This is a genomic window from Periweissella beninensis (assembly GCF_016908275.1).
Taxonomy (GTDB): Bacteria; Bacillota; Bacilli; order Lactobacillales; family Lactobacillaceae; genus Periweissella; species Periweissella beninensis.
Window position 1 is genome coordinate 1 of sequence record NZ_JAFBDN010000001.1, and the last position, 23,014, is coordinate 23,014.

The window sequence follows — 23,014 nt, forward strand, 5'->3', positions numbered from 1 at the left end:
CATGCTCTATTAACGGACACTGAAGTTATTGATCGCATTTTAGCATTATCAATTGATTTAAAAACTGCCTATACTTTTTATCAAGACATTCTCTTCGGTATTAAAAAACGCGATAAAGATTATTTACTAGCAACCATAGTTGCTAATAATACATTACCTGTACAAATGAAACGGGCTCAAAAGACGATAAAAACTTCCTTTAATGAAATTGTTAATAGTTTTGAATACGGATTTTCTAATGGCCCTGTAGAAGGAATTAACAATAAAATAAAAGTTATTAGTCGTATTGCATACGGTTTTAGAAATTTTGAAAACTTCAGACAGCGTATTTTAATTAGCTTTAAAAATTCATATTTTGCAATAAATTACAAAAAAACAACTAATCCAAATTATGAATTAGTTGCTTAATAAATTAATTTAATTATTTAGTCTATCAGTACCATTTGACAAAGAGCCTAAAAAAGACCAGAATTTGTTAAATTCGGTCTTTTTTGCTTTTCTCTTATACAGCTAACTAAGTAATTTTAGTGGATCCTTGCATTAGTTAGTTAATAACTAAGCTTCTTTAGTAATCTTTGCTGCTCCAAAGTATGGTTGTAATACTGCAGGGACATCTACCGTCCCGTCAGCATTTTGACAATTTTCTAAAATGGCTGCAACAGTTCGTCCAACAGCCAAACCTGAACCATTCAGAGTATGAACAAATTGCAACTTACCATCAGCATCACGATACTGAATGTGTGCACGCCGCGCTTGGAAAGCTTCGGTATTAGAAACTGATGAAATTTCACGATATACATCTTGTGAAGGCATCCAAACCTCTAAATCATAAGTTTTAGCAGCGGAAAAGCCCATGTCCCCAGTTGATAAATTAATCACGTGATATGGTAAAGCTAATTTTTGTAAAATATTTTCCGCATTGGTTGTCATTTTTTCCAATTCATCATATGAAGTTTCTGGTTTAACATACTTAACCATTTCTACTTTGTTAAATTGATGTAAACGAATTAATCCACGTGTATCACGGCCTGCAGACCCAGCTTCTTGTCTAAACGATGGTGATACCGCAGTAAAGTAAACTGGTAACTTTTCGTCAGGAATAACTTCATCACGGTAATAATTAGTCAATGGTACCTCAGCAGTTGGAATCAATGTCATATCTTCATTTGTTCCGACCCGATAGGCATCATCTTCAAATTTAGGATATTGACCTGTACCGTACATTGAATCATAGTTAACCATATAAGGTGTTAACATTTCTTTGTAGCCTTCTTTTTGGTGCTCATCTAACATAAAGTTATAAATTGCTCGTTCTAAGCGGGCCCCTTGACCTACATAATATAAGAAACGAGCCCCTGCGACCTTAGCCCCACGTTCAAAGTCCAAAATTCCTAATTGTTCCCCAATTTCCCAATGTGGTTTTGGTGTAAAATCAAATTGCCGAATTTGACCAACTTTTCGAATTTCAATATTTGCCGCTTCATCCGGCCCAACTGGAATTCCTTCTTTAGGCATGTTAGGTAGATGTGATGCAATCGCATGCATTGCTTCTTCACTTTCAGCAACTACCGCATCTAATTCTTTAATTTTAGTACCCACTGTTTGCATTTCAGCAATCACAGCACTCGCATCCTCTTTATTCCGCTTAGCAACTGCAATTCTTTCTGAAACTTCATTCCGCAATGCTTTTAACTTTTCAGTTTCTTGAATCGCCTCCCGCCGTTTAGTATCATGCGCGATTAAATCATCAATCGTTGTTGCGGCAACCCCACGCGTTGCTAAACGTTCCTTTACGTATTCCGTTTGGGTGCGAACCAATTTCATATCTAACATAAATTTGTGACTCCTTTTATTTTAGTTTTAAATTTTTAATTTCTTGATCAATCATTTTCAAAACTTCTTGGGCAGCAGCTGGATCAGCTACAAAATCTAATTTGTCACCATCAATGATCATTTTAGGTGAACGATCATAGCTATGATACCAAGCATCATACCGACTGGTTAATTCTTTATAGTACTCATATAAATCAGGATCTTGATCAATTTGCTCAAAGCTACGCCCACGCATTTTTATCCGTTGTAACATCGTATCAAACGAGACTCTAATATAAATCAATAACCCTGGATCCTTGGAGGCAATACCAGGTAATTTTTCCATCATATTCTCTAGTAATGCTTGATGAATTTCAACTTCCGCTTCAGTTGCGCGTCCTAAATCACTATTTAGTTTAAACAATAGTGCATCCTCAAAAATAGAGCGATCTAGTACGTTCAATTCACTATCTTGTGCTTCTTGAATGTAATTTAAGCGTTTATTCATAAAATAAACTTGTAATAAAAAGCCATATTTTTTAGGATCAGCATAGAACAGTTTCAAAATTTCATTATCATCTACTGTTTCATAAAAAGCATTTGAATGTAAATGTTCAGCTAACAATTTCGTTAACGTCGATTTACCTGCACCGATGGTCCCTGATAAAACAATCATTAGTAACTCCTCTTTATTTCAATAATCATATTACTAACTATAGCAAAAAAAGCCGATTGAGGCACCTTTAAACCGATAAACTGTAAAAATAATTATGGATAACAGCTATCATGTTTACTCACTATTTCTAGTTAATGCTCCAAAACTAATGACTATCGCTATCTTTCTAATTCTACTCCAATTATACGTTTATGACAAAATAATTAGTAAGTTATCTGTAAGTTAATTGGCACTACTAGCAAGAATTTTAGCAATAAAAAAGCCTGGTTCAAATGTCCCAGACTTACTTAAGATATCAAATTGATAATTGGTAATTAGTCAATAACTATTTTTTCGTATAACTTTCAGACTTACTTGTTTTACTTAAATCAACTTTATCTAGTGGAATAAGGTGTGTACGATGTTTAATCTTATAATAGAAAAATAAAATTAAGAATAATGGGACACTCATATAGGTAATCACAATTTGCTCCCAGTCAAGTACAGCAAATGAATGTAGATTTTGCCCAATAATCACTAAAATAGATAAAACCAATGCTAGTAATGGTCCAAATGGAAACCATTTAGCCTTATAAATTAATTCGTCTGTTGAATGTCCTTGTCTAAAAAATGCACGTCGGAAACGATAATGAGATACGGCAATCCCAACCCATGCTAAGAAACCAGTTAAACCAGAAGCACTAACCAAATAAGTATATGCCTCAGGGCCAACAATACTTGTTACAAACGTAAACAAACCAACGGCAGTTGTTCCCAATAATGCAGCTACCGGAATCCCTCGCCGATTAACTTCACCAAATACCTTAGGTGCATACCCTTCACGCGACATCACATATAACATTCGCGTTGAAGCATACATACCTGAATTTGCTGAGGAAATAACCGATGTTAAAATAACGGCATTCATAATCGAAGCGGCCGCAGCCAACCCAGCCCGCTTAAAAACTAATGCAAAAGGCGAAATTGCCACATGTGCTTCATTTGCCCGTAGCAAATCAGGATTTTTATAACTAATTAAGGCTGCAATTACAAAAATTGAAAGAATATAAAATAGTAGAATACGCCAAAATACTTGCTTAATCGCTTTTGGCACTGATTCTTCAGGTGTTGCTGATTCACCAGCTGTAATCCCAACTAGCTCAGTTCCTTGGAAAGAATAGCCGGCAACAACAAATACGGCTAAAATTGCTGGAAAACCACCGACAAAACCACCGGTATGTCCAGCTGTTAAATTACTTACAACATCAATATGTGTCCCTAAAATCCCAAAAATTGTTAACAGACCAACAGCTAAAAAGATTATAACCGTTACTACTTTAATAATTGACATCCAAAATTCAGTTTCACCAAATGATTTAACTGATAAAATATTAATACCAAAAATTAAAATAAGTGCTAATGTCGACCAAATCCATTGATGTGTTCCAGGTAACCAATAATTCATTACGACACCTACCGTTGCGGCATCAACTGCTAATGTAATTGCCCAATTAAACCAATAATTCCATCCCATCGCAAAACCAAATGCTGGATCCACAAATTTGGTAGCATACGTTGCAAATGAGCCTGTTAATGGCATGTAGGTTGCCATTTCACCCAATGATGTCATCAAAAAGTACACCATAATACCAATTGCAATATAAGCCGTTATCGCACCAAGTGGTCCTGCTTGTGAAACTGCTGATCCAGAAGCGACAAATAGTCCCGTCCCAATACAGCCTCCTAAAGCAATCATTGATAAGTGCCGTGTTTTTAATTCCCGTTTTACATTATTTGCGAGATTGTTTTCTGCCATCTACTTGCTCCTTTTCTTGCGAAAGATTATCAACGAGCAACTTGCAATAAAAAAATCCCCTCGACTAATACTCGCACTAGCCAAAGGGATTGATAAATTATCAAGCCATTTGTCGATAAGCGCCCCGCAGCCGACATATTTTGCTGCGACAGTCTACCATCTCTTAAATGATAGCCCAACATGCTAAATTAGCGTAATTTAGCATGTTTCGGCAACCGCCCCTTTCACCTATTTTTATTGAATCGCTCATTCAAAAATAAGTTACTATTGTTGGTTGCAACCTCTTTCTCTTAAATTAATAATAAATTAATTTTACTAAAAAAACATTAAGTAATCAAGGATCTATTGTAATTCTTTTTGATAAATTTCGATTACTTGTTGATTAATGATCTGCTGCTTATACAACATAAAACTACTATTACTTAAAATTCTTTTAGAATAACTATTTTTTTCATGTACCTTAGCAAATAATGTTGCCATTGGTCTAAGTTGTTTAAATGCTTCCAAGGCTCGCGGAAAAGCTTGCCGCATAATCCCTTGATGTCGATATTGTTGTTTTAACATATAACCAACTTCATATCCCGTAAAATCTAAACTCAAACTGAAGCTAATACTTCCGATTGTTTGCTGATTTAATAGAATTAAATACGTTATATCATTTTTAAGTGTACTGACAAACAACATATCAAGCATTATCGCATTGTCAATCGCTACAAACCCCGCCGCATTTGCTAGTTCATAATCTTTTAATAAATTTTTATACCCTTCTGCATCAGTCATAGCTAATTTTTTAATTGTCCACATTATTGTATTCCTTATTAAAAGTCTTGATTATTAAAAATAATCTTAATAAAATTTTATTAAATTTAAGCCTGTAATACATTTATTGTTATTTAAAATTAAATCTAGTGCTATAATTATTAGATTAGCACTTATTGACTTAATTTTAAAAATATTTATCTAAACTTGCTCTATTCCTTATTACTACTACATATTGACCATCTGCTACACATTTTTAATAACTTGGAGATTTATACCAATGGATAATCAATCAGAAAACCTAACTCGTCGTAAGTTACATCAAAAACCTGTTAAAAAAAGGCATATTTGGCGCTATATTATTTTAGCAATTGTTGCTATTTTTGTTGCTAGTGGAGCTGGCTATCTTTATTATACCTATTCAAGTGCGCGCAGTGCCTTGAACAAATCATATGTCAATCTTAATAAGAAAAACTTTAAATCAGCCCGTAATGTATCTCAAGTTCTAAAAGATGGCAAACCAATATCAATTTTGTTATTGGGAACTGATACTGGTTCCCTAGACCGAACATATACTGGTCGCACTGATTCAATTATGGTTGCTACAATTAATCCAAAAACCAAAACAACCACTTTAATGAGTATTCCTCGTGATTCAATGGTTTCCATTCCAAACTCAGCTAACACTTCCTTCCAGTTTCCACAAAAGATTAACGCAGCCTATGAATTCCCTGGTAATGGCAAAGGTCATCCAGAAACAACGATTTCAACGGTCCAAAAATTCTTAAATATTCCAATTGATTTCTATGCCTTAATCAACATGGGTGGCTTAAAAACGATGATTAATAAAGTAGGTGGTATTAAAGTCAAGTCACCGCTGACATTTACTTACCAACCTAGTCATAAAGCCTATACATATAAGTTTTTCAAAGGAAAAACTTCATATCAATATGCTAAAGATGGTATTAACTTCAAAACATATCACGTTATGAATGGTAAAGCAGCCCTAGCCTTCTCAAGAATGCGCTACACTGATCCACAAGGTGATTATGGTCGTCAAAAACGACAACGGTTAGTTTTAACAGCTCTTGCTAAAGAATCAAGTACGTTAAGCTCATTATTAACACCTGGTTTCTTTGAAACAATGACTAAAAACGTGCAAACTAGTTTAAGTTTCAATGATTTAGTAACAATTGCTTCAACCTATAAAATTGCCACAAAAACCATTAAGTCTGATCATATGCAAGGTACTAGCTATAACTATAATGGGGTTGCCTATGAAGTAATTAAGACTTCTGAAAAGCAACGCGTTACTAACGTAATCCGTAAATCACTCGGTTTAAGCAGTGCTAAAACAGGCGCCCGTTTTGGTGGTACTGTCTCAAATAATATTAGTATCCCTGACTCAGAAGCAACACTAACCGCAGCAACTGATGCAGCGCGTGACGGTAATTCAAGTAGTTCATCAACAAGCTCTAGTTCTAGTTCATCAACAGTAACAACTTCTAGTTCATCAACAGTAACAACTTCTAGTTCAGCTAGCAATTAAAATCAATTAAAATAATAACTAAAGCGCGGTCGAAAAATTAATTTCGACCGCGCTTTAGTTATTTAAAATCAAATACTAAACAATCATCTTAGCTAATTTTTTACTTCATTTTAGCCACTTCAGCTAGCATCCATTCGTTAAAAAATTCAGTATCAATATCGATTGCAACTTGCGCATTAGTCTTCCCATCATGGTAAGCACCACGAATATCTGCAACAGTTTCTCCGATAGCTGGACCTTCCGTTACAACATCAACCCAATATTCTTTAGTGGTAATTGCTTCGGGGTGCAATAAATAAAAAATCGTATTCACATCATGCATCGGTACCCTTTGTTCACCACCATCACCATAATGTGTAATCAACGCGTGCAACATCTTACCAGATTCATTTAAGCCACTTAACTTTTCAATTGATGGAGCTGTTAACAATGCTTTTAAGGTGATATCTAATCCAATCATTACCACGGGAATTCCTGATTTATAAACGATTTCAGCCGCATGCGGATCAGTAAAAACATTAAATTCCGCTGAACTAGTCATATTACCACCACTAATTGAGCCACCCATTGCCACAATCCGTTCAATCTTGCTAATTACATCTGGATGCAATCGCAATAATAACGCAATATTTGTGTATGAACCGGTTGGTACTAACGTAATTGGCGTTGGTTCCGCCATTAACGTTTCATACATTGCCGTAACTGCATCCTTGTTGATTGGTTCACCATATCCTGAAAAATCATAACCTGGCATCCCAGATTCACCATGAATTCGGGCAGCATCTTCAAATGGTTTAAGCAATGGTAGTGCAGCTCCTTTGGCCACTGGTACTTGTGCTTCAAAAAACTTCACTAACTTTAAAGCATTAATCGTAGTCTTATCAACAGTTACGTTCCCCGCCACTGTCGTAATTAACCGCACATCTAGTTGTGGATTGTTCAGAGCAATTGAAATAGCGGCCGCATCATCAATCCCCGGATCAGCATCAATGATAATTTTTATTTTGTCAGACATATAAACTCCTCCTAAATTAATAAAAAACGAGACGCGAGACTAATCGTCTGCGTCTCGTTAAATTACGATCCTAAACTATATTAAATCTTACCAACTAAAGATACCAACTAGGGCAGCTGATAATAATGAAACAAGGATTCCTGATAATAACATCAAGCCAACATTTTTAGAAATTGCATCGTTATTTTCACGATCAACAATTCCCTTAAACGCACCGATAATCATCCCAGTCGTTGAGAAGTTAGCAAATGAAGTCAAGAAGACTGTCAAGACAGCAACAAAGTGGCGTGAGTACATACCTGAACTTTGGAAGTTGTTCTTAGCAGCTGCTAAAACATCTTTAGAAACTTCACCCATCACAACAAATTCATTAGTTACTAGCTTAGTACCCATGAATCGTGCTAATTTAAAGGCATCTTCTGGATTAAAGCCAAGTAAATAAGCAAATGGGAACATAATAACACCTAAAATGTTTTCAAGTGAAAGGTTAGGGTTAATAAGACCAAGTAATCGATCAATCATGTATGCTAACGCAACGAATGCGATAACATTAGCAATAATAATTAAAATCAAACGACCAGCCCCAAGAATTGAATCACCAAGGAATGAGAAGAATGGTTCTTTTTTACCATCACTTTCCATCACCTCGGCATCAGCAGAAGAACCAATCTTAGCAATTGTATCTTCAGCTGGTGTAACTTCAACTGGGTTAAGAAGCGTTGTAATAATAATCGCATTTAAAACATTTAATGGTACTGCAGTAATAACATAAACCCCTGGCATCATACCAATATAAGCACCTAGGATTGATGCCGTAACACAACTCATTGACATCATCGCAATTGTGACGTTCCGTTGTGCTTTCATTGATTTAAGTTGAAGTTGTGACACTGCCAATGCTTCAGTGTTTCCCAAAAACATCATTTCAACGGCGAAAAATGATTCAAATTTTGGTTGCCCCGTAATGAATGATAATCCTTTACCAACCCATTTGATAATAAATGGTAATACTCCGATATAAGTTAAAATATCAAACAATGGTACGATCATTAAAATTGGTAATAATGCTGAAGTAATAAAGTTCATTGATCCTGACTGCATTGAACCACCAATTTGTGTTCCAAGTGACGCTGGTACCCAGTTAGGTAATGCAAAGGCAATCCCTTTATATGATGCTTCAACTAACCATTCAAAACCATTAGCTGCTCCTTGAACTGCATCACGTCCAATACTAAAACTTGTAAAGAACCAAGCTAAAACAGTATTAATTGCTAATACTGTAATGACTGATCTCCATTGAACTTGCTTTTTATTATTAGAAAATAAGTAAGCAACACCCAAGAAGACAAAAACCCCAATAATATTTATTGCTAAATACATAGTTGTATTCCTTTCCTTTAAAAACCGAAAATTAACTCAATTGAGTCGTAAAGTAATAATTGCCTGATAAGCGTTAACACGCATATACAATTGTAATGATACCCAAAGTTCAAAAACCTTGCAAGTAGATTTTTCCGGTAGCGCTTTCAACTTTATTAAATTAGTAATGTAAAAACTTAATAAATCAACTAAAAAGACCTTATTATTTTTTTAAGTAAATCCTGTTCATTGTTTGCAAAACGTTTTGCAATTTTACATTTTGTGCTTCGTAATTATCCATTTTTTATGAATATTAATCAAAAAAATACCGTTATTGTTCTTTTTTTGCTATACTAGCCAATAATACCCTTTGGAGGAATTTTAATGAATAATGCTAATATCGATACTGCCATTTTTGCTGGCGGTTGTTTTTGGTGCATGGTTCAACCTTTTGATAGTTTGCCAGGCATTTTAAAAATTCGCTCTGGTTATACTGGTGGTCACGTTGCTAATCCAACCTATGAGCAAGTTTGTAGCCATACCACTGGCCATACTGAAGCCGTCAAAATTTGGTTTGATCCTACTAAATTTACATACAATGATTTAGTAAAAACCTACTGGCAAGTAACTGATCCCACTGATGCTGGTGGTCAATTTCAAGATCGTGGCGATAATTATCGGCCAGTAATCTTTGTTAATAGCCCTCAACAACGGGCCATTGCTGAAGCATCAAAAGTCCAATTAGCCAAAGCTGAAAAATTTACAAAACCGATTGTTACCACAATTGAAGCGGCAATGCCTTTTTATGAGGCCGAAGAATATCATCAAAATTTTTATAAAAAAGATCCACGCCGTTATGCGGCAGAACACGCTCCTCGGCAAAGTTTTTTGAATCAATATTGGCAATAATTAATCCATAATCTAAATTAATTATCGTAGTAAGAACGCTTCTTACTAGTTATGGCCCTCATGCGTCCATTTCAAAAACTCACTATTTATCGCCACACAAAATGAATCGAGCTAAAAAGTATACCGTCCTGGGCTTAGCTTTTTAACACGATTCATTTTTTATAGCCAAATTAGCTCTATCCATCGCTATTTTAGCCAATTTTGGATTAAAAAATCTATTTTTGTAACATCTTTAAAGGCTTTTCTTTATTAAGATAGTACAATAACATCTCTGCATTCATTTTACTTAGTAATGCTTTAATAGTTGCATCAATTAACGCGGCATTTAAATCATCATCAGTTTGAATCAATTCCGGATTACTAATATGTTCTAGGCCGCGTAATAAATGCTCAATATAATAGTCATAAGCTTGTTTAGGATACATCTCTACTGTTACTTGATTCATGCCTTGCCGAATAACATCTAGGGCAAAAACCGTCTTTAACATTGTAATCAAAATAATATCAGCAACCTGCATCACTGAATACTTCTTTTTAATAGGTGCTAAAATTACCTTTTTTTTGACATAGTTATTAACCATTGTTGCGGTTACTTCATCAATTCCTAATGGTGCAAGAGTTTGATTGACAAATTCTAATAGCTGATCCATGTATAGATCAAATTTAGGTAATTCTTCCCACTTAGGTAGACTTACTGTTCGCATTCCATCTTTCCAAGTTGCATATGTTGTATACTCCATTATGGTCACCCCATTATTTATAATTAACTTGCTTTAATTTTCAGTATACACCTTTAACATAGTTTTTAAAACTAGTTGTCATCTAAAACAAAGCTCAATTCCTCTTTCATACAACCATTTATTTCACAAAAAAAAGTTATAGCTGGTATATTAACCATCCTATAACTTGTTAAATATTGTAATATCGGGGTTATTTCATTAATTCATGGACCACTTGTTCTAAATGAATTCCATGACTAGCCTTTAGCAAAATAATATCATTAGCTGTCAATTGTAACGCTAAATCAGCAACTAACGTTTGCTTATCATTAGCATTATATACTTTAACCGGTATGTTAGTCGTGGTTTTTAACTCTTGTGCTAAAGCCCGTACGTCCTCGCCCACAAGATAAACCCCATCGATTTCATTTTCTTTAATTTCCTTGGCTAAATTAGCATGCAATGCCAAACTATCATCGCCCAACTCTAACATATCACCCAAAACAACAAAGCGCTTGCCCGTAGTTTTTACACGACTAAAGGCTTTTAAAACTTCTTTAGCTGCTGTTGGATTTGAATTATAAACGTCACTTAATACCCGTGTGCCACTATGCATTTGCATCCATTGTGTTCGATTAGCGGTTAACGGTACGTTTCGTAAAGCAATTTGTAAGTTTTCAGGTGAAATCCCCAGTTCAATTCCAATTGTCAACGCCGCTAATGCATTCTCAATATTATATTCACCCAATAATGGAATGGTAAACATCAACTCTGGCCATTGATTGGTTTTAAAAGTTGTGGCATAATCATCTGGCACAATATCATGTGGATATAAATCATTATCTTGGCTCGTTAAGCCAAACGTCTTCTTTGCAATGTTAAGCGACTGTGCCCGTTCTTTAAGCAATGGTTCATCCCCGTTATAAACAAATAATCCATTTTCTTTCATTCCATGTGTAATTTCAAGTTTTGCATCGGCAATTTTATCACGTGTTTTGAAAAATTCGATGTGGGCTTCCCCAATCATGGTAATAATAGCAATATCTGGTTTAACTAATTTACTTAAAAAATCTAGTTGACCAGGCCGATCCATTCCAAGTTCAACAACCAAAACCTCTGTACTTTTTTCCATGCGTAAAATCGTGATTGGGGCCCCGATTTCATTATTAAAATTTTCCGGTGTCTTAATTGTATTGTATTGAGTTGATGTAACAGCTGCAATTAAATCTTTAGTTGTCGTTTTACCATTAGAACCAGTCACGGCAATTACTTTTGGATTTAGTTTGTCTAAATAAAACCGTGCCAAATCTTGTAAACCGACTAATGTATCATTAACCAAAATAACCGGAAAATCCTTAGGTGCTGTCTCAATATGATCCTTAGCCCATAGTGTTGCAGTCGCCCCATTTCTTTTAGCATCTTCAATGAAATCATGGCCATCATTTTCGGCAACCAATGGAATAAATAAGGCGCCTGGTTTTAAATCTCGGCTATCAAAAGCAACTGAAGAAATTTCAACTGTCGCATAATCAGTAATGTTATTTGTTGCTTGCACTGCAGTTGCAACTTCAGAAAGTTTTATCTTCATTCGAAATATCCATCCTCTTTTTATACATAAATCAACCAACAATCATAAATCATTGTATTTTTTATTTTAATTTGCTAACTTTAATAATATCAAAAAACTGAGGTAAAACCTATGCAAAACATTTTATTTGTCTGTTTGGGTAATATTGCGCGCTCCACGATGGCCGAAGCAATGTTGCGTCAAATGATTACTAATGAACATCTGACCGAACAAATTAGTGTTGATTCAGCTGGTACTGCCAATTGGGAAATGGGGAAACGTCCCCACCCTGGCACCCAACAGCAACTACGTAAGCACCATATTCCGTTTGATGGGATTATTGCGCGGCAAATCACACCTACCGATTTTCAATGGGCCGATTATATCATTACAATGGATCAACAAAATGTGCGTGACCTAATAGCACTGGCCCCTTCACCGCTTGATGTGCAAAAGATTCACTTAGCTTTTGATATTGTGCCTACTAAGCAAGGTGTAGAAATTGCTGATCCTTGGTATACGCAAAGATTTGACATCACTTTTGCTCAACTTAGTGAAACTTTGCCACTATGGTTTGCTAAATTTAAACAAAATATATCAGTATAACTTGGTAAATTAAATTGCATACCTATAATAACATACGCAGCTAATACTAACTGTTCCTTTTTACATTTTTTTGAGTAATTAATAACCAATTTTTCATCTGATTTTAATTTTTAATTAATTTATCATTGACATTAAGCTAATTAATTGCTATATTTGCAACAACTTAATCATTTAGATAAAAACATAGGAGTTTTCACATGGCTAATTCACTACAACAAGTTAATAGTTGGTGGCGTCGGTAACCCAAGTTATATTTGACAGATGTAACTTGGTCACTCAGATCATTTTGCATCTGTACCGGCGAACTTTTATGCGTTCAAAAGTCTGTACAGATAGCTAACCTATCTTGCAGGCTTTTTCTTTTTACAAAGTAGACTTTGCCAAGATTCTGTTAGCAAAGTCTACTATTTTATTTTAGGGAGAAATTTTATGAAGCGGTTATACTCAGTTATTTTTATCATTTTTGCTTTGTTAGGAATAGCACTTTTTAATGATATGCATAGTACTACGCAAGCTAAAAAAATACCTACTGTTGGGATTTTACAATTCATGACCCATCCAGCCTTAAATGCTATCAATAAGGGAATCATGGATGAGTTGAAAGCCAACGGTTATGTTAATGGTAAAAACATCAAGATCGATTTTCAAAATGCACAAGGCGATCAAAGTAACTTAAAAACAATGGCTACTAAATTTGATAATGAAAATGCGACAGTATCTGTTGGAATTGCTACCCCAGCGGCTCAAGCACTAGTAAATACCATGCCAACAAAAAAAGTTTTATTTTCTGCTTCAACTAATCCAGTCGGTGCCCAATTAGTTAAATCACTAACCCATCCTGGTAAATATGTGACCGGGGTCTCTGATCAAGCACCGTTAAAAGCGCAACTTAAATTAATAAAAAAAATGGTGCCAACGCTTAAAACTTTAGGTATTATTTACACCTCTTCAGATGATTCGGCAACTACCGAAGCAAAAAAAATGCAAAAATTAGCAACGGATAACGGTATCAAGATTAAGGTCTATACCATTGCCCAAACCAACGACCTCGCACAGGTGGCCCAAACAATGGTCAACAATCATAATGTTGATGCTGTTTTTGTACCAACGGATAACACCATTGCCAGTGCTATGCCAGTGCTAGTTCAAGCAACTAATCAAGCTAAAGTACCAGTCTTTCCAACAGTTAACACCATGGTCAAACAGGGTGGCGTCGCTGCTGAGTCAATTAATCAATACGCAATTGGTCGTAAAACGGGTAAAATGCTTGTCCGGATCCTAAAAGGACAAAAAATTAGTGATACCCCCGTTGAATTTATGAAAAATGGTCAGCTCGTTATTAACACCAAGCAAACCAAAAAGCTTGGCATTAATGTTGCCAACAATTTACTTACCCAAGCTAATAAACAAGGAGGCATTATCAAATGAATATTATTGTATCAACTATCGGTCAAGGCCTCATTTGGGCTATTCTTGGTTTAGGTCTATTTATTACCTTTCGCATCCTAAACTTTGCGGATATGTCCGTCGAAGGAACTTTCCCCCTCGGAGCAGCTACAGCGGTCGCTTTAATTCATCAAGGAATTAACCCCTATTTAGCCATGCTAGCCGCCTTTTTGACTGGTAGTCTTGCCGGTATGGTGACCGGTTTACTATATACTAAAGGCAATATTCCTATTTTATTAGCTGGAATTTTAACTATGACCGCCATTTTTTCTATTAATTTACGTATTTTAAATGGTTCAAATCTTTCATTATTAAATCAACATACCCTCCTCAACAGTGGTATTATGAAAAGCTTACCGCCTTACTTTAATACCGTTTTAACTGGTTTACTTGTCATTATCATTTTAATTGGTCTATTAATCTATTTTCTACAAAGTGAATTTGGCCAAGCTTTTATTGCAACCGGTGATAACCCAATCATGGCCCGTTCACTCGGTATTAAAACTGATGCAATGATTATTTTAGGTTTAATGCTCTCTAATGGTTTGATTGCGTTTGGTGGTGCTTTAGTTGCTCAAAATAACGGTTTCGCAGATGTTAATATGGGGATTGGCATTATCGTTATTGCTTTGGCCTCTATCATTATTGGTGAGGTTGCTTTTGGTAACTTAAACTTAAATAATCGACTCGTCGCGATCGTCGTCGGTTCAATTATGTATCGTTTTGTTTTACTATTTGTGATGCAACTTGGCTTTGCCGCTAATGATTTAAACTTATTATCTGCTATCGTCTTAGCACTTGCCCTATTAAGTCCTAAATTCCGCCACTTCTTTGGCTTTACCCGTATTTTGAAAGGAGTATCTCGTAGCCATGCCTAATCCGATCTTATCCATTGAAAATTTGACTACTGTTGTTCGTAAAGGTACTAGTAGTGAACTACAAATCCTAAAAGGGATTAATCTTGATATTTTCCCAGGCGATTTTATCACTTTACTTGGTTCAAATGGTGCTGGTAAATCCACTTTACTCAATGTTATTGCAGGTAATTTAACTGCAGATACTGGCACAATTAAAATTAATGCCCATGATGTTACCAAACAAGATGAAACTACCCGAACTAAATATATTAGTCGTGTTTTTCAGGATCCAAAATTAGGGACAGCGCCACGGCTAACCGTTGCTGAAAATTTGCTACTTGCAAAAAAGCGTGGCCTAAAACGAACTTTTCTACCACGTAACTTAAAGCGCTCCTTACCTGAATTTAAAGTACTTACCAAAACGACCGGTAATGGGTTGGATCAACGACTTAACACCCCGACAGGTGATTTATCAGGTGGCCAACGTCAAGCATTAAGCTTTTTAATGGCTACACTCAATAATCCAACGATTTTATTATTAGACGAACATACTGCTGCCTTGGATCCGAAGACTAGTGACCAATTAATGCAGCTAACTGATAAAACAATTCAAGATAATCACTTGACCGCCTTAATGATTACGCACCGCCTTGAAGATGCGCTAAAATATGGTAATCGTTTAATTGCCCTTCATGATGGCCAAATTACGCTTGATGTCCGTGACAACGAAAAAGCCAGCTTAACAAAAGCTGACCTCCTTAACTATTTTGCTACTTATTAAAATAGTTTTTGCAATGCATCCCCGATGCCTGTAAAAAATTTTCCCAACGCACTAGCTATTGCGGCTAAAAAGCCTTGTGCTTCTTTTGAACTTACCGCGGTGTTCCAACGTTTACTTAAATCACTAATTAACGTGCTTGCTAACTTCTTGTATCTTTTAATTGAGTTAGCGTCTAGCACGTTATTTTTATTAGCCACATATAATTTAGCTAATTGGTATAATAAATCATTGTCTTTGCTACTCAATTGATTATTCAACTTGGTATTTTGCAAAACTTGATCAACAATTTTCTTAATTTGCGCCGTCGTTAGTTCTTCATTATTGTATTTAGCCAGCTCTGTTTTAATTTGTGCTAAAGCTGTTGCTAATTGGGTATCTAACTTTTGTCGGTCAGAATACGACATATCATTATCTTTGGCTTTCGCATTTTTAACAATTTGTGTCGTTGTCGTTAATTCTTGTTGCGCTACTTTAATTTTCGCTGCATTTAGTTTAACACCTTGATCGCTTAGTGCTTTATACAAACCGGTCAAGGCCCCCGCACCAGTGACAACGCCTCGTGAAGGTGCCGTTGCCACAATAACTGCTAAATTTTGGACGCCCGCAGTTGTTAATGGGGTTAAATAGCCTTCTTGGGTAACACTTGAAATCAACTTAGGCGTTTTGATCGTCACTTTATTACTACCATTCAAAGTATTATCACGTTGGACATAAATTGAACTAATAATATCAGCATCACTAACATTGGTTTGCTTTAAATATTTTTCGGCATCAGTGCCATGCACGGTAATTTCTTTGATATTATTAATATCTAAATCACCTTTTTGGCCATTCAAACCCATCGCTTTAATCGTTTCTTGTTGTTCACTACTACTTAAGCCGCCAGCTATCGCTAAAACGGGGGTCTTAAAAGCTGTTTGACTAGACGAACTACTCGTCGTAGCATCACTACTTGTCGCGGTATCAGCATTCACTATCGTTTGGCTCAAAGGATTTAAGCTCAAACTAACAAATCCCAATACCATAATTGCTAACAAGCTAATTACTATTTTTTTTATTTTCATCACGCAAAAATCCTCCATTACTATCATATTAAATAATAAGCTATTTTGGTAAGTAATGGTTGTTTTGCTTAATTGTTTAATAAATTTTTAAACCAGTCACATCAATTAACAGCCTCATTTTTTAAACATCCTTATCCTGCGTTAAGGGATAAATTTTGGCTAAAATTTTGCTAGTATCGACAAAACGATTAGTTGAGTGCATCACTACCGTAATTACTCGATGATGGTTTTTGGCTTGTGCAGTGGCTACAAACACCTCACCGGCAGCCGGGGTAGTGCCAGTTTTTAACCCGTCAACCCCAAACTTCGGGTTACCATACACTTCACCCTTTAACATCCGATTTGTTGTCGGTAGCGTAAAACCCTTTGTGGTTGTATTTTTAAGCTGTGCATGCTTTAAAATTACTGGATATTGCGTAATTAATTGGTCAGCTAACACGACCAAATCGCGTGCTGAACTAGTATTTTTTTTCGTCGACTTCGCCTTTAAAATATTCAAGCCAAATGGTACTAAATCAACATTGTCTAGGCCTGATACTGAGTAATACTTAGTCTGTTTTAAATGCCATTTAACTGCTTGCTGATTCATTTGCTCAATCATCAATCGATTACTACCGGCTAACCAAATTCCCAGTGCTGTTATTGATTCATTTGACGATGCCACTAATGCGTTATCAAACAATTGCCGCACGGTCAATTTCTCACCTTTAACCATCGGTAATTCACCAGCATAGTATGAACGACTCATTTTAGCCACAGACCCATTGATCGTTACCTTAGCACTCCATTCATGGGGGTGCGTCTGTAAATATTTTAACGCTAAGTATAAAACCATTAGCTTAGTCGTTGATGCATTATACATTTTCTTATCCGGTTGGTCACCGTATAAATAGCGATTAGTTACCGTGTCATAAGCAATACTCGTTGTTGCTGTTAGACCGTTAATTTTTAGATTTGGTACTGTCACATTGCGTAAAGCAAACGGTCGTGTGTCAACCTTGCTTGCTTTTTTAATCGCTTTAATACTTTTAAGTACAGTTGCTTCCTCTCTAACAATTCGCGTTGATAGTGTTAAACCACCTATTATGCAAAGTATTAAACTAACCCACAATACACGACTACTTTTTTTCATAATTAAGTAAAACCCTTTATATAAGAATAAGATACCCCCTTTTCGATATTACTTAATTAATCATAAACAGTCAATGAAAGTTATTAATTTTAATCTTATTGTATTATTTGAAGTATTCATTCAAGAAAACGGCTACACCATCGGCCTCATTAGTTAATGTTTGATAGCTAGCATGGTCAAACACTATTTTTTCTGAATTTGCCATTGCGACACTAACCTGAGCAGCTTCCAACATCGGAATGTCATTTTCGCCATTGCCAAACACAATTGTTCGTTCTTTTGGGATTTTGTAAAATTTTTGAACTGCATTAACGGCTGACGCCTTACTTACATCCAGTGGTAACAGCTCAACGTTTTCCATTGATGATGAAGAGACAACTAGATTAGGTGAACTTGCTAATTCTAACCTGATTTTTTTTATCGTTGGAATTGGTACTCCCGCAACGAGGCCGTTCACAATACCACGGTTATCTAATTCTGCAGCATTTTTAAAATGATGAAAGCTATCCTTAACTAGACTTTTAGCTAAAAAGCTTAATGCATTTAAATTATCAAGATTATCTAAATTATGATAGACCTGATCTTTAGTAAATAAACGCACCGGTGCTTGATATTGCTCAACTATTTCGACAACATCCGCCAGGGCAGGTCGCTCTAAGAAATGATAATATTGTTTTGTAGCTAATTCGTACATCGCCCCATTAGAATTAATTAGCTTAATTTGTGGATTAAGTTGTGCTCTAACTAATTCGGCTAGTGGTTTCATCCGGCCAGTCGCAATATAGACAATATGACCAGCTGCTTGTAATCTCGCAAGTGTATCCTTAGTATACTGTGATACTGTTTGATCGTCATGAATGAGTGTTCCATCAATATCTATAAAAATTAGATGCTGTTGCATTGCATTCTCCTCAACTTTATTTATCAATTCTCTCTACACCACCACATTATACAGATGTCGCTTAGTAACCTCTACCTATTAATTAAATTTTTACTTAATTGCTTGCAACACGATATCTCCTTATAATGAACTATTAAGAATTAAAACCAATTTCTGAGGAGGGTTCTACCATGAACAATATCCATATTTTATACATCTCAATTTCAGGTAATACACGTAACTTTATTCAAAAGCTGACCAATTATGCCGTTGACCAACATCAACGTGATCCCAAAGCACCCCTTATTACCAGTACCGAAATTTCTGATTTAACCGACTTTAAAGATGAAACAACTGACTTTTTTGTAATGGTTCCAACCTATTTAGATGGTGGTAATGGCATTGATAATGGCGTCAAAGAACTCATGACTAATACTTTAGGTGAATACCTTATGTATCATAACAATCATCAGCATGTCTTAGGTTTAATCGGCTCTGGTAATCGTAACTTTAATGAACAATACATTTTAACTGCCAAACGTTATGCTAAAATGACTAATAGTTCTGTTATTGATGACTATGAACTACGCGGGACACCTACTGATGTCATGCGTATTTACAAAAATCTCGCGCGCATTAACCATAATCTTCAAGTAACGGGGCGCTAATGGGGCCGACCTATATTTGTTAATTCACCAAATTACGTGTAACTAACAACATGACAATTCTTCAATCGAGCAAAAAAGGCTGAATTTTTACAAATTCGGCCTTTTTAAGCACGTATTGTTACGATTTATCAAAATCTATAGCTTTATTATGCCTCGTAACTTTATTAGTCATAAAAATAATCAGTACAACACTCATAATCAGTAGAAAAATACATAAAAATAACACATTGTAGGAATATTTCTCTATAATCACCCCGCCAATTAGTGGTCCAACCGCGCGTCCTAACGAAATCATCATATTAACAAAACCCTGGGCTTGGCCACGAACATTTTCAGTAACTAAATTATCAACCCAAATTGGTACATTAGGTGAAATCAACATTTCACCCAGGGTTAAGATGGCCATGATACAAATGAACAGCACATAATTCTTCGCTGTGGTAAGCATTAGAAATGAAACCGCAAATATCGCTGAGCCAATTAAAACCCGGGCTTGATAACTCCATTTTCGTGCTAGCCAACCAATTACTGTCTGTAAAAAAACAATTATTAAGCCATTAATTGTCCACAAATTCGTATAGTCTTGCACACTCATTCCCAAATTGGTCATGTGTACCGCAATCGGGGCCTCCCACATCACATAACCAAAATAAATTGTAAAAACTAGGATTGCAATCGCTGACACTACTTTTGATGGTCGAAAGACCAATCTTTTTTTGGCAATTACTTTTGCTAAAGCGGGTAGACTAAAATGCAAGCTAACTAAGCTTAAACATCCCAGATACATTAAGGCCGCCATTAAAAATATGTACGTCACCCCACGTTGATAAAGTAATCCAACAATGATTGTCCCTAAAACAACCCCTAAATTCATTGTAACGGCTAATAAATTAAACACTTTGCGTTGACTATGATGTGTAACCATCGCGGCATACGCATACAAATTAGTATTAATAATGCCATCCCCAAAACCAATTATAAATAGTAATAGCGGATAGATTGGTCAAGCATGCCACCAAATTAGTAAAATACTAGCTATAGTTGATAAGCCTGTACTTAAAGTAATTGAGTAATACGGACGCCATCGATCAAATAACACACCACCAATATAATTACCTAACATCATAAAAAATGCCATGATGGTTAGCACTAAACCCGCCACCACCATGCTTTGATGGAGCCCCTCTTTGGTGTACAAAGTGGTGATTGGCCATAAGGTTGACGCCCCTGTATTAATTATCAGTGATGCTAGCAATAACCACTTCAATCCAATTTCTGTCCGGGCACTTGACCGCTTAATACTATCACTATCCTCATCCATAAAAAATCTCCTAAATTATTAAATATCTATGCAATCATACCAAAAAAATATCATAAGCGCCAAAAACACAGTATAATTTACCTATTATCACTATTAAATGTTAAAATGAAAGCGGATTAAAATTTATTATCAAACGAAAGTAGGCGGAACCTATGGCAATCATAAAACCTGAATATATTCTAGCCGTTGATCAAGGAACTACGGCTTCTCGTGCAAAAATTTTTAACCAAAATGGGCGCAGAGTCACTGAAGCAGAAACACCAGTACCTCAAAGCTATCCCCATCCTGGTTGGATTGAACAAAATCCGCACGACATCTGGCATAGTGTCCAATCAGTTATCGCGAGTGCTATGATTAATTCAGGCGTCCGTCCCGACGAAATTAAAGCGATTGGTATCGCAACTCAACGTGAAACAACGATTGTTTGGGATAAGCAAACTGGTCAACCAATTTATAATGCCATTGGTTGGCAAAGTACCCAGACAACAGCCATCGTTGAAAAATTACGCGCAGATGGCTATGCTGAAATGCTCCATGAAAAAACCGGTCTCCCTTTAAATACCGCCTTTTCAGCTTCAAAATTACGTTGGATTTTAGATAATGTTCCTAATGCCCAACAACGTGCCGAACAAGGTGAATTATTATTTGGTACTGTTGATACTTGGTTAGTTTGGAAACTTTCAGGTGGTAAGGCATTTGTCACGGACTATACCAATGCTAGCCGAACCATGCTTTTTAATATCAATACCCTAACTTGGGATGCTGAATTACTCAAGCTGTTTAACATTCCCGCTACTATGCTCCCTGCTATCAAAACTAGTTCCGAGGTGTATGCTACGACCGAAAGTTATCAATTTTTTGGTGGTCAAGTCCCAATCGCTGGTCTTGCTGGTGATCAACAAGCTGCCCTTATCGGCCAAATGGGCTTTGAAACTGGCTTTACCAAAAATACGTATGGTGCGGGCTCTTTTATTCTCTTGAATACTGGCGATCAACCTGTTAAATCATCTCATAATTTAATTGCAACGGTTGCTTATGCCATGCAAGGTGAAATTAAATATGCACTAGAGGGTTCTATTTTTGTCGCTGGCTCGGCTATCCAGTGGTTACATGATGGTTTACACATGATTGAAACAGAACCAGAAACAAAAGATGCGGCTTTACGATCCACCAATGCTAATGAAGTTTATTTTGTCCCAGCTTTTTCCGGCCTTTCAGCGCCTTATTGGGATCCAAATGCCCGTGGTGCCGTTTTTGGTGTTTCACGTGGAACAAATAAAGATGATTTTATCAAAGCAACTTTACAATCTATTGCCTATCAGACTCGTGATGTAATCGAAACGCTACGTGCTGATACCGGTTTTCCAATTTCAACAATGCATGCTGATGGTAGTGCTGCTCGTAATACTTATTTAATGCAATTTCAAGCTGATATTCTAAATGCTAATGTTCATCGTTCAGTTGATGAAGAAACAACAGCACTAGGTGCCGCCTTTTTAGCAGGCTTAGCAGTTGGGTATTGGGATTCAATTGAAGACATCAAATCAATGACGGTCACCGGTCGCACTTTTACCCCCACAATGTCCCAAGCCGAACAAAATAAGCTTTATCATGGTTGGCAACAGGCTGTCCGGGCTACCCAAATTTTCAAGCCATAATAAGCTAGCCACCTAGCGTATGCAGTCCCATCTTTGCTATTAGCTAAGTACCACAAAAAGGAGCGAATCTTCGAAATTCGTTCCTTTTTATTAGTTTTATCATCAATCACGGCATTTACTCTTTGCACTGCTCCCCTCGAATTGGAGTAAATCCAATCGAGGGGTTTTTTCGGAAATACATTATCAAAAAACCACATTATCCCAAGCATAAGCCGTAAGACTACATGTTTAGACAATGCAGTACTTGAAAGCTTTTTCAGAACTTTAAAAGTGTGCACAGTACATCAAGAGCAATATCAAACGTTCGCTGAGCTAAAATCAGCAGTTATTGTATTTATGGATTACTACAATAACAAACGAATTAAAGAAAAATTGAATTGTATTTGTCCGGTTGGATTCCAGAACGATGCCATCTAATTAGGCGCTTAAAACATCACTTCA

At 36.1% G+C, this 23,014-nt stretch carries 23 protein-coding genes and 1 riboswitch; of the genes, 10 read left to right on the forward strand and 13 right to left on the reverse strand.

Annotation, left to right across the window (positions count from 1 at the left end; translation table 11 throughout):
- Positions 1 to 408, forward strand: a 408-nt coding sequence (locus tag JOC59_RS00005) for a transposase (protein WP_205142745.1), incomplete at its 5' end; no start/stop codon positions are given.
- A 147-nt stretch (positions 409 to 555) separates the two neighbouring features.
- On the opposite strand, the gene serS is transcribed toward JOC59_RS00005, so the two are convergent.
- The 4 genes from serS to JOC59_RS00025 all read right to left on the reverse strand — a co-directional run bounded on the left by serS (position 556) and on the right by JOC59_RS00025 (position 5,087).
- Positions 556 to 1,833, reverse strand: a complete 1,278-nt coding sequence (serS, locus tag JOC59_RS00010; protein WP_205142746.1) for a serine--tRNA ligase — start codon at positions 1,831 to 1,833, stop codon at positions 556 to 558.
- A gap of 16 nt (positions 1,834 to 1,849) precedes the next feature.
- Positions 1,850 to 2,488: a deoxynucleoside kinase gene (locus JOC59_RS00015; RefSeq protein ID WP_205142747.1), complete on the reverse strand. Its 639-nt coding sequence runs from the start codon at positions 2,486 to 2,488 to the stop codon at positions 1,850 to 1,852.
- A 325-nt stretch (positions 2,489 to 2,813) separates the two neighbouring features.
- Complete coding sequence (locus JOC59_RS00020; RefSeq protein ID WP_205142748.1) at positions 2,814 to 4,283, reverse strand: amino acid permease; 1,470 nt, start codon at positions 4,281 to 4,283, stop codon at positions 2,814 to 2,816.
- Positions 4,284 to 4,392: 109 nt separating this feature from the next.
- A riboswitch (Lysine riboswitch) is annotated at positions 4,393 to 4,577 on the reverse strand.
- A 48-nt stretch (positions 4,578 to 4,625) separates the two neighbouring features.
- Entirely contained in the window at positions 4,626 to 5,087 is a 462-nt protein-coding gene (locus JOC59_RS00025; RefSeq protein WP_205142749.1) for a GNAT family N-acetyltransferase, read from the reverse strand.
- Between the two features lie 235 nt (positions 5,088 to 5,322).
- Here JOC59_RS00025 and JOC59_RS00030 point away from each other — a divergent pair, with 235 nt between their 5' ends.
- Positions 5,323 to 6,591, forward strand: a complete 1,269-nt coding sequence (locus tag JOC59_RS00030) for an LCP family protein (RefSeq protein ID WP_205142750.1) — start codon at positions 5,323 to 5,325, stop codon at positions 6,589 to 6,591.
- Positions 6,592 to 6,691: 100 nt separating this feature from the next.
- Here the strand turns inward: JOC59_RS00030 and rihC are convergent, their stop codons facing one another.
- Both rihC and JOC59_RS00040 read right to left on the reverse strand, forming a co-directional pair.
- Positions 6,692 to 7,606, reverse strand: a complete 915-nt coding sequence (rihC, locus tag JOC59_RS00035; protein WP_205142751.1) for a ribonucleoside hydrolase RihC — start codon at positions 7,604 to 7,606, stop codon at positions 6,692 to 6,694.
- 87 nt (positions 7,607 to 7,693) lie between these two features.
- The gene (locus JOC59_RS00040) at positions 7,694 to 8,986 is read right to left on the reverse strand and encodes a NupC/NupG family nucleoside CNT transporter (RefSeq protein ID WP_205142752.1); all 1,293 of its coding nucleotides are present in this window, start codon (positions 8,984 to 8,986) and stop codon (positions 7,694 to 7,696) included.
- 363 nt (positions 8,987 to 9,349) lie between these two features.
- Here JOC59_RS00040 and msrA point away from each other — a divergent pair, with 363 nt between their 5' ends.
- Entirely contained in the window at positions 9,350 to 9,874 is a 525-nt protein-coding gene (gene msrA / locus JOC59_RS00045) for a peptide-methionine (S)-S-oxide reductase MsrA (RefSeq protein ID WP_205142753.1), read from the forward strand.
- Between the two features lie 215 nt (positions 9,875 to 10,089).
- Here msrA and JOC59_RS00050 read toward each other — a convergent pair whose 3' ends face one another.
- Positions 10,090 to 10,614, reverse strand: coding sequence for a DUF1836 domain-containing protein (locus tag JOC59_RS00050; RefSeq protein WP_205142754.1), 525 nt, complete (start codon positions 10,612 to 10,614; stop codon positions 10,090 to 10,092).
- A gap of 190 nt (positions 10,615 to 10,804) precedes the next feature.
- Positions 10,805 to 12,181: a UDP-N-acetylmuramoyl-tripeptide--D-alanyl-D-alanine ligase gene (locus JOC59_RS00055; RefSeq protein ID WP_205142755.1), complete on the reverse strand. Its 1,377-nt coding sequence runs from the start codon at positions 12,179 to 12,181 to the stop codon at positions 10,805 to 10,807.
- Between the two features lie 111 nt (positions 12,182 to 12,292).
- Here JOC59_RS00055 and JOC59_RS00060 point away from each other — a divergent pair, with 111 nt between their 5' ends.
- From JOC59_RS00060 to JOC59_RS00075, 4 genes are all read left to right on the forward strand, one after another.
- Positions 12,293 to 12,766, forward strand: coding sequence for a low molecular weight protein-tyrosine-phosphatase (locus tag JOC59_RS00060; protein WP_205142756.1), 474 nt, complete (start codon positions 12,293 to 12,295; stop codon positions 12,764 to 12,766).
- A 429-nt stretch (positions 12,767 to 13,195) separates the two neighbouring features.
- A complete protein-coding gene (gene trpX / locus JOC59_RS00065; protein WP_205142757.1) occupies positions 13,196 to 14,194 on the forward strand; it encodes a tryptophan ABC transporter substrate-binding protein in 999 nt (332 codons plus the stop codon).
- Positions 14,191 to 15,090: an ABC transporter permease gene (locus tag JOC59_RS00070; protein ID WP_205142758.1), complete on the forward strand. Its 900-nt coding sequence runs from the start codon at positions 14,191 to 14,193 to the stop codon at positions 15,088 to 15,090. The genes trpX and JOC59_RS00070 overlap by 4 nt, the downstream gene beginning before the upstream one ends.
- Positions 15,083 to 15,850 carry an ABC transporter ATP-binding protein gene (locus JOC59_RS00075; protein ID WP_205142759.1) on the forward strand — a complete coding sequence of 256 codons (768 nt, stop codon included), beginning with the start codon at positions 15,083 to 15,085 and terminating at the stop codon, positions 15,848 to 15,850. The genes JOC59_RS00070 and JOC59_RS00075 overlap by 8 nt, the downstream gene beginning before the upstream one ends.
- Here JOC59_RS00075 and JOC59_RS00080 read toward each other — a convergent pair.
- The 3 genes from JOC59_RS00080 to JOC59_RS00090 form a co-directional block, all read right to left on the reverse strand.
- Positions 15,847 to 16,914, reverse strand: coding sequence for a DUF1002 domain-containing protein (locus tag JOC59_RS00080; RefSeq protein WP_205142760.1), 1,068 nt, complete (start codon positions 16,912 to 16,914; stop codon positions 15,847 to 15,849). The genes JOC59_RS00075 and JOC59_RS00080 overlap by 4 nt on opposite strands.
- A 121-nt stretch (positions 16,915 to 17,035) precedes the next feature.
- Positions 17,036 to 18,046, reverse strand: a complete 1,011-nt coding sequence (locus JOC59_RS00085) for a D-alanyl-D-alanine carboxypeptidase family protein (protein WP_205142761.1) — start codon at positions 18,044 to 18,046, stop codon at positions 17,036 to 17,038.
- A 103-nt stretch (positions 18,047 to 18,149) separates the two neighbouring features.
- Positions 18,150 to 18,947 carry an HAD family hydrolase gene (locus JOC59_RS00090; protein WP_205142762.1) on the reverse strand — a complete coding sequence of 266 codons (798 nt, stop codon included), beginning with the start codon at positions 18,945 to 18,947 and terminating at the stop codon, positions 18,150 to 18,152.
- A 170-nt stretch (positions 18,948 to 19,117) separates the two neighbouring features.
- Between JOC59_RS00090 and nrdI the strand changes: the two genes are divergently transcribed.
- The gene (gene nrdI, locus JOC59_RS00095) at positions 19,118 to 19,594 is read left to right on the forward strand and encodes a class Ib ribonucleoside-diphosphate reductase assembly flavoprotein NrdI (protein ID WP_205142763.1); all 477 of its coding nucleotides are present in this window, start codon (positions 19,118 to 19,120) and stop codon (positions 19,592 to 19,594) included.
- A gap of 118 nt (positions 19,595 to 19,712) precedes the next feature.
- On the opposite strand, the gene JOC59_RS00100 is transcribed toward nrdI, so the two are convergent.
- Both JOC59_RS00100 and JOC59_RS00105 read right to left on the reverse strand, forming a co-directional pair.
- Positions 19,713 to 20,594: an MFS transporter gene (locus tag JOC59_RS00100; RefSeq protein ID WP_205142888.1), complete on the reverse strand. Its 882-nt coding sequence runs from the start codon at positions 20,592 to 20,594 to the stop codon at positions 19,713 to 19,715.
- A 3-nt stretch (positions 20,595 to 20,597) separates the two neighbouring features.
- Positions 20,598 to 20,915: an MFS transporter gene (locus tag JOC59_RS00105; protein ID WP_205142764.1), complete on the reverse strand. Its 318-nt coding sequence runs from the start codon at positions 20,913 to 20,915 to the stop codon at positions 20,598 to 20,600.
- 158 nt (positions 20,916 to 21,073) lie between these two features.
- Between JOC59_RS00105 and glpK the strand changes: the two genes are divergently transcribed.
- Together glpK and JOC59_RS09520 are read left to right on the forward strand one after the other, a co-directional pair.
- Complete coding sequence (gene glpK, locus JOC59_RS00110) at positions 21,074 to 22,573, forward strand: glycerol kinase GlpK (protein ID WP_205142889.1); 1,500 nt, start codon at positions 21,074 to 21,076, stop codon at positions 22,571 to 22,573.
- A gap of 207 nt (positions 22,574 to 22,780) precedes the next feature.
- Positions 22,781 to 22,990, forward strand: a complete 210-nt coding sequence (locus JOC59_RS09520; protein ID WP_375792760.1) for an IS3 family transposase — start codon at positions 22,781 to 22,783, stop codon at positions 22,988 to 22,990.
- Positions 22,991 to 23,014 lie beyond the last annotated feature (24 nt).

Coding starts and splice junctions, on each gene's coding strand:
- JOC59_RS00075 (WP_205142759.1), top strand. CDS start 15,083: ATGCCTAATCCGATCTTATCCATTGAAAATTTGACTACTGTTGTTCGT.
- JOC59_RS00105 (WP_205142764.1), bottom strand. CDS start 20,915: ATGGATGAGGATAGTGATAGTATTAAGCGGTCAAGTGCCCGGACAGAA.
- serS (WP_205142746.1), bottom strand. CDS start 1,833: ATGTTAGATATGAAATTGGTTCGCACCCAAACGGAATACGTAAAGGAA.
- JOC59_RS00030 (WP_205142750.1), top strand. CDS start 5,323: ATGGATAATCAATCAGAAAACCTAACTCGTCGTAAGTTACATCAAAAA.
- JOC59_RS00050 (WP_205142754.1), bottom strand. CDS start 10,614: ATGGAGTATACAACATATGCAACTTGGAAAGATGGAATGCGAACAGTA.
- JOC59_RS00080 (WP_205142760.1), bottom strand. CDS start 16,914: ATGAAAATAAAAAAAATAGTAATTAGCTTGTTAGCAATTATGGTATTG.
- trpX (WP_205142757.1), top strand. CDS start 13,196: ATGAAGCGGTTATACTCAGTTATTTTTATCATTTTTGCTTTGTTAGGA.
- JOC59_RS00055 (WP_205142755.1), bottom strand. CDS start 12,181: ATGAAGATAAAACTTTCTGAAGTTGCAACTGCAGTGCAAGCAACAAAT.
- msrA (WP_205142753.1), top strand. CDS start 9,350: ATGAATAATGCTAATATCGATACTGCCATTTTTGCTGGCGGTTGTTTT.
- nrdI (WP_205142763.1), top strand. CDS start 19,118: ATGAACAATATCCATATTTTATACATCTCAATTTCAGGTAATACACGT.
- JOC59_RS00070 (WP_205142758.1), top strand. CDS start 14,191: ATGAATATTATTGTATCAACTATCGGTCAAGGCCTCATTTGGGCTATT.
- JOC59_RS00015 (WP_205142747.1), bottom strand. CDS start 2,488: ATGATTGTTTTATCAGGGACCATCGGTGCAGGTAAATCGACGTTAACG.
- JOC59_RS00040 (WP_205142752.1), bottom strand. CDS start 8,986: ATGTATTTAGCAATAAATATTATTGGGGTTTTTGTCTTCTTGGGTGTT.
- JOC59_RS00025 (WP_205142749.1), bottom strand. CDS start 5,087: ATGTGGACAATTAAAAAATTAGCTATGACTGATGCAGAAGGGTATAAA.
- JOC59_RS00020 (WP_205142748.1), bottom strand. CDS start 4,283: ATGGCAGAAAACAATCTCGCAAATAATGTAAAACGGGAATTAAAAACA.
- JOC59_RS00090 (WP_205142762.1), bottom strand. CDS start 18,947: ATGCAACAGCATCTAATTTTTATAGATATTGATGGAACACTCATTCAT.
- JOC59_RS00085 (WP_205142761.1), bottom strand. CDS start 18,046: ATGAAAAAAAGTAGTCGTGTATTGTGGGTTAGTTTAATACTTTGCATA.
- rihC (WP_205142751.1), bottom strand. CDS start 7,606: ATGTCTGACAAAATAAAAATTATCATTGATGCTGATCCGGGGATTGAT.
- JOC59_RS00060 (WP_205142756.1), top strand. CDS start 12,293: ATGCAAAACATTTTATTTGTCTGTTTGGGTAATATTGCGCGCTCCACG.